The sequence below is a fragment of the Rhizobium sp. TRM95796 genome (genome assembly GCF_025779995.1).
Lineage (GTDB): Bacteria > Pseudomonadota > Alphaproteobacteria > Rhizobiales > Rhizobiaceae > Rhizobium_E.
In genome coordinates this window covers 52,707-62,249 of record NZ_JAOXHE010000019.1, presented here as the reverse complement: position 1 = coordinate 62,249, position 9,543 = coordinate 52,707, and the positions used below count along the sequence as shown (strand labels likewise).

At 59.8% G+C, this 9,543-nt stretch carries 8 protein-coding genes and 2 pseudogenes; 7 read left to right on the top strand and 3 right to left on the bottom strand.

What is annotated here, in order from left to right; genetic code table 11:
* The 5 genes and pseudogenes from istB to OCK01_RS25770 form a co-directional block, all read left to right on the top strand.
* Positions 1–843, top strand: an 843-nt coding sequence (istB, locus tag OCK01_RS25790; RefSeq protein ID WP_263826456.1) for an IS21-like element ISRel3 family helper ATPase IstB, incomplete at its 5' end; no start/stop codon positions are given.
* Positions 844–894: 51 nt separating this feature from the next.
* Positions 895–1,083, top strand: a pseudogene (locus tag OCK01_RS25785) (IS6 family transposase); the annotation flags it as partial.
* A gap of 180 nt (positions 1,084–1,263) precedes the next feature.
* Positions 1,264–2,913 (top strand): sensor histidine kinase, encoded by a 1,650-nt coding sequence (locus OCK01_RS25780; RefSeq protein ID WP_263826455.1) that lies wholly within the window; start codon positions 1,264–1,266, stop codon positions 2,911–2,913.
* A gap of 173 nt (positions 2,914–3,086) precedes the next feature.
* Positions 3,087–3,969 (top strand): annotated as a pseudogene (locus OCK01_RS25775) (Ku protein).
* A 15-nt stretch (positions 3,970–3,984) separates the two neighbouring features.
* Complete coding sequence (locus OCK01_RS25770; RefSeq protein ID WP_263826454.1) at positions 3,985–4,794, top strand: Ku protein; 810 nt, start codon at positions 3,985–3,987, stop codon at positions 4,792–4,794.
* Between the two features lie 36 nt (positions 4,795–4,830).
* Here the strand turns inward: OCK01_RS25770 and OCK01_RS25765 are convergent, their stop codons facing one another.
* The 3 genes from OCK01_RS25765 to OCK01_RS25755 all read right to left on the bottom strand — a co-directional run bounded on the left by OCK01_RS25765 (position 4,831) and on the right by OCK01_RS25755 (position 8,338).
* A complete protein-coding gene (locus OCK01_RS25765; RefSeq protein WP_263826453.1) occupies positions 4,831–5,340 on the bottom strand; it encodes a DUF4334 domain-containing protein in 510 nt (169 codons plus the stop codon).
* 68 nt (positions 5,341–5,408) lie between these two features.
* On the bottom strand, positions 5,409–8,027 hold the full coding sequence (gene ligD, locus OCK01_RS25760; protein WP_263826452.1) for a DNA ligase D: 2,619 nt from the start codon (positions 8,025–8,027) through the stop codon (positions 5,409–5,411).
* A 2-nt stretch (positions 8,028–8,029) separates the two neighbouring features.
* Positions 8,030–8,338 (bottom strand): hypothetical protein, encoded by a 309-nt coding sequence (locus tag OCK01_RS25755; protein WP_263826451.1) that lies wholly within the window; start codon positions 8,336–8,338, stop codon positions 8,030–8,032.
* 168 nt (positions 8,339–8,506) lie between these two features.
* On the opposite strand from OCK01_RS25755, the gene sdhD reads away from it, so the two are divergent.
* Complete coding sequence (sdhD, locus tag OCK01_RS25750) at positions 8,507–8,890, top strand: succinate dehydrogenase, hydrophobic membrane anchor protein (protein WP_263826450.1); 384 nt, start codon at positions 8,507–8,509, stop codon at positions 8,888–8,890.
* Positions 8,891–8,984: 94 nt separating this feature from the next.
* Positions 8,985–9,500 carry a ferritin-like domain-containing protein gene (locus OCK01_RS25745; protein WP_263826449.1) on the top strand — a complete coding sequence of 172 codons (516 nt, stop codon included), beginning with the start codon at positions 8,985–8,987 and terminating at the stop codon, positions 9,498–9,500.
* The last annotated feature ends 43 nt before the right edge of the window (positions 9,501–9,543 follow it).

The window sequence follows — 9,543 nt, the reverse complement described above, 5'->3', positions numbered from 1 at the left end:
CGTATCCGTCATGATCTCGTCGGCCTGAAGATGCCACGTGCACTCGAAGCTCTCGACCATGTCGTTCGACGCCTGGAACACGGTGAGCTTTCTGCGCTGGAAGCCATTGATATCCTCCTGTCCGAAGAATTGACCCTGCGTGAGAACAGCCGGATCAAGACGGCCCTGCGAATGGGCAGGCTCGGCACGATCAAGACACTCGCTGGCTTCGACTTCACCTTCCAGCCTTCACTCGACCGCGATCGAATCTTCACCCTGGCGCAGCTTGGCTTCGTCGATCGCCATGAGGCCGTTCATTTCCTCGGCCCACCTGGAACTGGAAAGAGCCATCTCGCCACGGCGCTCGGCGTCGAAGCCGTCAAAGCCGGAAAGAGCGTATACTTTACAACACTTGCCGATCTCATCGGCTCGCTTGCCCGCTCCGAACGCGAAGGTCGGCTCCAGGAGCGCATTCGCTTCTTCTGTAGGCCGAGCTTGCTGATTGTCGACGAGATCGGCTACCTGCCGGTCGTCCAAGGCGGCGGCAATCTCTTCTTTCAGCTCGTCAATGCCCGATATGAACGTGGCGCCATGATCCTGACGTCAAACCGCGGCTTCGCAGAATGGGGCGATGTGTTCGGAGACCCCGTCGTCGCAACCGCGCTGCTCGACAGACTGCTTCACCATGCCGTCGTCGTGCAGATCGAAGGTTCCAGCTATCGGCTGCGGCAGCACGCCGAGCTGATGCCAGAGCATGTCCGGTCCAAAGCCTTGATCGCACCCCCGGCGTTCCCGACACCTCAAAAGCCACGCGGTCGACCGCCGAAAAATCCCAAAATCCCCTTGGCGTCCACGTCGGCATAACTGGGGAATTTTACTTCGGCGCTTCTGGGGAAAATTCAACCGGCATTGACACGAGTGAAGAAGAACATGCCCAAGATCGGCGGTTTCCAGTCATTCAAAACGGCGCTCCGGACGATCGCCGGGTTCGAAGCAATGTTGTGGCTGCACAAAGGCTTCGGATTTTCCGGCGAGTGAACCGTCAACGATCAAAACGATCTGCTCGGGCGCCTCTTCGGACTTCAAAAGGTTAACAAAGCGTGAAAGCTGGGGTGATTATCGGCTCAACGCGTCCTATCGCCAGCTTTGCGACACGCCCCTCTCGGCTTAGTACGCAACTGGCCAGACCCCAGATGTATAGCCGCTCCGGCAGAGGTCGTTGCAATCTGGAAGTTAGGCATTATGGTGCTTAGGCTTTATAAGGCAGGGGCACCGCAGACGAACATGAAGCTGTCACGGCGATTGCTGATCTTGTCGATGACGGCTGTGCTTCCACTGACCGTCGTACTTTTTTACAATCTCAATAGCCTCTATGATAGCCGCAGAAAAGAAGTTCACGCTCAGGCTTTCCGCCAGAGCCAACTGATCGCTCTGGAAATCGCCAGGGTTGTCAGCGGTATGGAGAGCGTTCTGCTGACGGTCGCATCTGCGCCTGCCGTCAAGGGCCTTGAGATCGACCGGTGCAACGCGTTTCTTTCGCAGACGGCTGAACGTCTGGCCGGGGTGGCGACGATTGGGGTGCTGGATATGTCCGGAACTGTTCGCTGCCGAAACGCGGCGGCCGGGCTGGGCATTTCTCTGGCTGACCGCCCATATTTTCAGGAGACACTGAAAACCGGCCAACTGGTGGTGGGCGGCTATACGAAAAGCCGCATCAATGGAAAAACCGTGCTGCCGATGGCCATGCCCCTAATAGATGCCCAGGGAATGGCGTCAGGCGTGGTGGCGCTGTCCGTCGACCTTGATTGGCTCCAGGGACTCCTGACTCAACGGCAATTCGAAGCAGGTTCGGCAATCACCATCGCGGATAGGCATGGCGTGATCCTGGCGCGCTACCCTGATCCGAAACGGTTTGTCGGCACCACAATTCCGGACCAGTATCAGTATCTGGTCAATGCGGCGGCGGCGGGAACGATCGAGCTCACGAGCCAGGATGGAACCCGGCGTGTACTGGCTTATTTCCCGGTCGATTCGATCGCGAAAGGGCTCTATGTCAGCAGCGGGAAGTCGGTCCAAACCAGCTTCTACTCCATCGAACGCGCTGCTATTTTCGGCTTTCTGGCCACGATCGTCATCATGGCTTTTACGCTTTCTCTGGCCTGGCAGACAAGCCGCTATGCAATCGAGGCTCCAGTGCGTCGTATTTTGGCGGCGCTGTCCGCCTGGCGCAATGGCGAGAGCGAGGTGCGGACCTCGATGCGGTCCGGCAGGGACGAATTTAGCGAAATTGGTTCCGCCATCGACACTTTCATGGACGAACTGACAGAAAGTCGCCGCCAGAAACAATTGCTCGAAGATGAGATGGGGCATAGGATCAAGAATCTGATGGCGATGATCCAGTCCGTCGCATCACGCACCTTTACGGACCAACGTCCACGCGCCGAAGCCTTGCAGATTTTCAGCCTCCGGCTTCGCTCCATGATCGACGCCTTCGCTGTGCTTGGCAGCGGAAAACAAACGGCGGCGGATCTCAGGTCGCTAGTTGTTTCCGCCATTCAACCTTTCGACAATCCCGAAAAAACGCCTTTCTCAGTTGCTGGGCCTGCGCTGGAGGTGAATTCCAAGGCGGCGCTTTCCATCAGTATGGCGCTCCACGAGCTCTCTACGAACGCCGTCAAATATGGCTCTCTAAGCAAAGACGGCGGCACCGTCGCGATTTCATGGGACGTACGGGCTGAAGACAACGTGCTTGTCTTTTCCTGGGAGGAGAGCGGCGGTCCAGAGGTGCAAGCACCCGCCAAATCCGGCTTCGGCTCGCTGATGATCCAGACAGCCTTGGCCTCCCAGACAGAGGGCGAAGTCGAAACTCAGTTTGCCCCCGCAGGCCTCAGGTTCCGCCTGATTGCGCCCTTATCCAGATTAGCATCAACATGATCTTCAAGCGCCGTTGCAAAATTGGAGCGAGCGTTGGCTTTGCCTCTTATTCGGATCGGCCCAATTTCTGATGATTCAAGATAACCTCCATTTACAGAAAATAATGCAGAACTCGAGGAACCATTTCTGCATGCAGTCACTTGATCGGTCGAGCTTTGTCAGGAGGTGCGAGCATGGCCGGTCATCGGGCGAATTGGAAAGGGCACATCAAGTTCGGGGACGTGACCTGCCTGCCGCGCTTTATACGGCGGCGTCTACATCCGAACGCATTGCCTTCCACACGCTCAATCGCAAGACCGGCAATCGGGTCAAGCGCGAGTTCATCGACAGCGAAATCGGCGCGCCGGTGGAGCGGGAGGATCAGGTCAAGGGTTATGAACTCGATAGCGGCAAATATGTCGTGCTCGAACCGGATGAGGTTGCCGCCGCCGTGCCGGACAGCGACAAGACGCTTGCGATCGAAGCCTTCATCCCCTGCTCGCAGATCGACACATCCTATTTCGACAACCCTATTATCTCGCCCCCGACAAGATCGGGCTCGACGCTTTCGTTCTGCTGCGCGACGCCATGAAGAAGGAAAGCGTGGTCGCGATCGCCCACACCGTCCTGTTTCGCCGTATGCGCACCGTGCTCATCCGCCCGCATGGCAAGGGCCTGATCGCATCCACGCTGAATTTCGACTACGAGGTGCGCTCCTCCGAGACGGCGTTCGAAGACCTGCCGGATCTCAAGATCGGCGGCGAAATGATGGATCTCGCCAAGCACATTATCGGGGCCAAGAAAGGCAAGTTCGATGCGCGCGCTTTCGACGACCGATACGAAGCGGCCGTCGTTGAACTGGTGAAAGCCAAGATAGAGGGACGCGCCCCGCCGAAGAGAGCGGCTCCTGTCGCCTCCAAACCCGGCGATCTCCTGCAGGCCTTGCGCGAGAGCGCCGGTCTCGGCGCTAAGAAGACCAAGCCGAAACGCGCCGCCAACGCCAACAAGAGCACAAGACCGAAAAAGACAGAGACGAAAATGCAAGCCGCTGCCCAGCCGGCGCGGCGCGCCAACTGACCGGAGGAAGCGAGCATGGCGCCACGTCCTTATTGGAAAGGTTATCTCAAACTCTCGCTGGTGACCTGCGCCGTTCGGATGACGCCGGCCACCTCCGGGGAGGAGAAGGTGCGTTTTCATACGCTCAACCGTAAGACCGAGAACCGCGTCGTCAGCCGCTATATCGACAGCGTCACCGGCAAGGAGGTTAAGGACGAAGACGAGGTGAAAGGTTACGAGCAGTCCGAGGACAACTATGTGCTGCTCGAGGATGAGGAATTAGAGAATGTCGCGCTTGAAAGCGCTCGGACCATGGACATCTCGATTTTTGCCCCGCGCGACAGCATCGAATGGATCTGGCTGGACACCCCCTATTACCTCTCCCCGGACGAACCCATCGGCGAAGAGGCCTTTTCCGTGATCCGCGACGCCATGGCGGCCGAAAAAATGGTGGGCATTTCCCAGTTGGTGATCGCCCGGCGCGAACGCGCCGTCATGCTCGAGCCGCGCTGCAAGGGGATCGTCGTCTGGACCCTGCGCTATGGAGACGAGGTCCGCGATGAAGCCAGCTATTTCCAGGACATCGGCGAGACCAAGGCCGACGCCAAGATGATGCCGCTGATGCGCAAGTTGATCAAGACGCAGATGAAGGAATGGAGCCCGAAACTGGTCGCCGATCCCGTCCAGGAGCGGCTGCTGGATCTGATCGAGACAAAGAAGAAAGCGCAAAAGAAACCGGCCAGGAGCAAGGCCAAGCCCGAGCCTGCGTCAAAGCCCAGCAATGTCATCGACATCATGGACGCCCTCAAGAAATCGGTCGCGGCGGAAAGGCGGAGCAGCCGCTGACGTCAGCGCACTGTCTCGCGCCTTCTGCAATCAGTCTCAGGGCCCCTCGACACGCTCCAGTTCGAAGAAATAGATCAAATCTTCGCCCGCGACCGTCATCGCGCCCATGATCTTGCCATCATCGATCCGCCTGAAATGATCGATGATCGGCTGCCGGTCATAAACCATCGCGGCGCTCATGACGCCGCCGAAAGCCACGGTGCGAAGCTCCGCGACCGGTCCCATCGCGCGCATCTGCCCTTGAAGATAGGAAAAGAGATTCTGCGCCGCTTGGGTGCGCCCGAATGCATGCCATCGCAGCGCCAGACGCAACGGAATCCATTTTGGATCGACGGCGACCAGACGTCGGTCGCCACCGTGGAACAGAAGCGCGTCTGCCTTCATATCCTGTCTGAACCGTTTGCCGAACCAGCCAAGATTTTCCAGCACGCCATCGAATTGATGCCCCGAGGGGACGCCTCGACCGGCCCACAGGCCCGCGAGTTCGCGCAGCTCGATCGGCGCCAGGCGCTTGAACGCCTCAATGCGCGTCTTCTGATTAGTCATTCACCGTCGCCTTTCTATGGCTGTCGAGTCCTTTCGCGTCCGGCTCAAGGAACGAAACGATCACCGGCTTATGTTCTTTTTTGGAGGCGCTTGATCGCCTGCGCAAGCGAGCGCTCTCCCTGGCCGTAATCCTGCCAGGCCGAGCTTTTCTCCATCAGACCGGGCGCGGTTCTGATTGTGTAGCGCTTGGGATCGAGATCCGGCTTCACGTCGCTCCAGGATAGCGGCATCGACACTGTCGCGCCTGGCCTTGCGCGCGGCGACAGAGGAGCGACCGCCGTCGCCATACGATCGTTGCGAAGATAATCCAAAAAGATCCTGCCCTCGCGCAGGCTCTTGGTCATCTTGATGAGGTATAGATCCGGATTGTCGCGCGCCATCCGCTCCGAAACATCATGCGCAAAGGCCTTCGCCTCGGCCCAGGTCGGCGGTTCACCTTTCTCCTTAGCGAGCGCAACGACGACGTGCAGCCCCTTGCCTCCGGTCGTCTTGCAGAAGCCGACCAGACCGAGGTCTTCGAGACGATCGCGCATCTCCCGGGCGGCGGCCACCACCGTCGAGAACGCCACACCGGGCCCCGGATCGAGGTCGAACACCAGACGTCCGGGAACTTCCGGCTCGCCGGGCCGACAATTCCAGGGATGGAGTTCAAGACCGCCGATCTGGGCGATCGCCGCCAGCCCCTCGATCTGATCGATCTCCAGATAGGGCTTCTTGTCGCCAGCAACCTTGACGAGTTCGACGAGATTGGACGTTCCTAGCATGGCGTGACGCTGGAAGAACGTCTCGCCATCGATGCCGTCAGGAGCGCGAATGATGGAGCAGGGGCGCCCGCGGATATGCTCGATGAGCCAGGAGCCGACGGCTTCATGATAGCGGGCCAGCTCTTCTTTCGTGACGGGCTCGCCATCCCCGGCATCCGGCCACAAAGCTTTGTCGGGATTGGAGATCAAGACGCCCATGACCTCGGCCTTGGCGCCTTTGCGACGGACGGGCTTGGTTTTTGCTGGCTCGGCCGTTTCCGTATCCGCCGGCGGCGCCGGTTCGTCCGCTCGCACATCATGGGCCGGCTTGTCCTCACGGAGACCCTTGAAGGCCGCCTGGCGCACCAGCCCATCGGTCGTCCAGCCCTCGAACTCGATCTCAGCCACCAGTTCGGGCTTCAGCCACACCACCTCCGCCTGCTTCTTTGGCGCGCCGATGCCGGTGAACGGAGACTTGCCGGTTTCGAGCGCTTTCAGTTTCGGCAACAGCATCTCGATCTTGCGCGCGCCATAGCCCGTTCCCACGCGACCGACATAGATGAACTGGTCGCCGCGCGGCAGACCCACCAGAAGAGACCGGAACTTGCCATTCGTCTTCGCATAGGCGCCGATCACCACCTCGTGGCCCGCGCGGCATTTAGATTTCACCCAGAGATCGCTGCGGCCCGATTGATAGGGCGCGTCCATCTGCTTGGAGATGACGCCTTCGAGATTGAGCTTGCAGGCCGACCGCAGCACAGCGTCCCCGCCTGTTTCGAAATGCTCGACATAGCGGATGCGGGGATTGTCGACCGTGTCGGCGATGTGCTTTTCCAGCCTCTCCTTGCGCTCGACAAGAGGCAGGGACCGGAGATCCTCTTCCCCATCGAAGAGAAAATCGAAGGCGAAATAGACGAGGTCGCTCGTGTCGCCGTCAGACAGCGCCGCCTGGAGCGCGCCAAAATCCGGCGCGCCGTTGTCATCGAGCGCGCAGATCTCCCCGTCGATGATGCAATCGGGGAACGCTCCAGCCAGACGCGCGATCTCTGAAAATTTCGCCGTCCAGTCGAGACCCTTGCGGGTCTTCAGGGTCACTTCGCCATTCGCTGCCCGTATCTGGACCCGATAGCCGTCGAATTTGATCTCATGCAGCCAGTTGCTGGCGGCGGGAGGACGGGTGAGCTTGCCGCAGAGCTGCGGTTCGATGAAATCCGGCATGGCCGCGGCGTCTGTCGTCTTACGGCTCTTGCCCGACGCGCGCTTGCGTTGTTCGGCGGCGAGCCCATGTTTGCTGTCCCATGTCGCATCCGCCTCGACAGCGGCTTTGGCCGCCATAAAGGGACGAGGCTTGCGGCCCCTGCCCTCCGCGATCTCCTCCATGCTGCGGCCGGAGGCGACGGAGGTCATGTTGTCGTCCAGAATGGTCGCGCCGTCGCTGTCGACCGAATGCTCGTCGCGATGCTTGATCAAAAGCCAATTGATCCTTTTGCTGCGCTCTCGCCCCTCGCGCATCCGCACCAGCACGAAACTCCCGTGCAGCCGCTTGCCCTCCAGCGTGAATTTGAGATCCCCTTTCTTCAGCGCGTCTTCCGGCGATTGGTTGCCCTCCGGCTCCCAATAGCCGCGATCCCACAGCATCACCGTTCCGCCGCCATATTGCCCCTTGCCGATCGTGCCTTCGAAATCGCCGTAATCCAAAGGGTGGTCCTCGACCCCGACGGCCAGGCGCTTGTCATGGGGATCGAGAGAGGGGCCGCGGGTGACCGCCCAACTCTTGAACACGCCATCGAGCTCCAGCCTCAAATCGTAATGGAGGCGCGTCGCGTCGTGTTTCTGAATGACGAAGCGCAGCCGCTTCGATGGTTTGACCTCGGCCCCGCCGCTCGGTTCGCTGGTCTTCTCGAAGTCGCGCTTGGCGCGGTAAGGCGACAGGGCGTCGGTCATGGTCAGACGCCCGAAATGCCCATGGCGCCCACATCCTCGAAGCTGCGCCTAACGGCGGAAAGTCGGTCTTGCGCGATATCGACCGACACTTCGAGCCCGCCCCCGAGCGGCGCGTCACGGCGGGCGCCATCGTCATGAGACGCGTCTCCGCCAGACGGCGCCGCGCCCGCGCTGTTCTGCTCGGACACCGGTAGGATGAAAACATTCGGCCGCGACACCCCATATTGCTGCACCAGATGCTCGACCGCGATATCGGCCGCTTCACGGGTTCTGAATGCGGCTCGGATCGTCCTCGTGCTGTCGTCGGCCATGGGCTCGCTCCTGATTATGATGGATACAGACGGTAAACGCCTTCGACGGCTGGCGGTTTCGAGTCCATCATTCAGAGAACCTTGGTGAAGCTCGAGGACCATTCGGACGAGCACAGGAACACCTGTTTAAGAAGCAAGTTTCCTCCTGCGAACAAAGAGGGATAATAAATGGCGACGCAACTGGGCAAAGTGCGGGGGCTCGGCTCCGCGAAATCGGGCACGACGCCCTATCTGATCAAGCAATTCACCGGCTTCCTGCTGGCTGTGCTGACGCCCTTCATGATCTGGATCGTGATCTCCATGGTCGGGAAATCCTATGCAGAAACGCGCCTCGCTTTGCAGAGCTTTTGGGTGGCGCCGGTCGTCTTCGCCTTTCTCGCGCTGACGTTCGAACATATGCGGCTCGGCATGAATGAGATCATCGTCGACTATGTGCATGCCTCGCGTCTCAAGACCGCGCTGGTCATTCTGAACGCCGTCTTCGCCTGGGGCGTGGGGCTCGCCTGTCTCTTCGCGCTGATCCGCCTGTTCGTGTCCGCACCCGCCGTCTGATCGAGGCTCGGGGAACGTTCTTCAGGTCTTCTGGTTCTAGGCTGTCTTTGAAACGCGACGGCTGAGATCGTCGCGGCAACCGGAAGGAACTCCCATGGCCAATGACAGCGAAACACGCTCCATCTTCATCACCGGCCTGCGCAATGCGCATGCGATGGAGAACCAGGCTTTGTCGATCATGAAGCCGCAGATCTCCAGGATCGAGCACTATCCCCAGCTGGCGCGCCGGCTCGAACAGCACTATACCGAGACCGAAAACCAGATGCGCCGGCTCGAAGAGATCCTTGGCACGCTCGACGAGTCGCACTCCTCGCTGAAGGATGCCGCCCTGTCCTTCACCGGTGCCATGGCGGCCATGGGCCATTCCATGGCTGGAGACGAGATCCTCAAGAACTCCATGGCCAATTTCGCCTTCGAGAATTTCGAGATCGCCGCCTATAAGTCGCTGATCACCATCGCCGAGCTCGGCGGCTTCCAGGCGGCCGTCATGCCGTTGCAGGCCAATCTCAAGGAAGAATACGATATGGCGGCCTGGCTGGACGACAATCTCCGCGCCGTCACCATCCAGTTCGCTTCGCTGAAGGAAGCCGGCGAAACCGCCAAAGTGTAATGGAAGCGTCTGCCGATCGGCAGACTTAAATGTCGAACGGGCG

Excerpts from the sequence above, each read along its gene's own strand:
- ligD (WP_263826452.1), bottom strand. The coding sequence starts at position 8,027 with ATGACCGACGCCCTGTCGCCTTACCGCGCCAAGCGCGACTTCGAGAAG.
- sdhD (WP_263826450.1), top strand. The coding sequence starts at position 8,507 with ATGGCGACGCAACTGGGCAAAGTGCGGGGGCTCGGCTCCGCGAAATCG.
- OCK01_RS25780 (WP_263826455.1), top strand. The coding sequence starts at position 1,264 with ATGAAGCTGTCACGGCGATTGCTGATCTTGTCGATGACGGCTGTGCTT.
- OCK01_RS25745 (WP_263826449.1), top strand. The coding sequence starts at position 8,985 with ATGGCCAATGACAGCGAAACACGCTCCATCTTCATCACCGGCCTGCGC.
- OCK01_RS25755 (WP_263826451.1), bottom strand. The coding sequence starts at position 8,338 with ATGGCCGACGACAGCACGAGGACGATCCGAGCCGCATTCAGAACCCGT.
- OCK01_RS25770 (WP_263826454.1), top strand. The coding sequence starts at position 3,985 with ATGGCGCCACGTCCTTATTGGAAAGGTTATCTCAAACTCTCGCTGGTG.
- OCK01_RS25765 (WP_263826453.1), bottom strand. The coding sequence starts at position 5,340 with ATGACTAATCAGAAGACGCGCATTGAGGCGTTCAAGCGCCTGGCGCCG.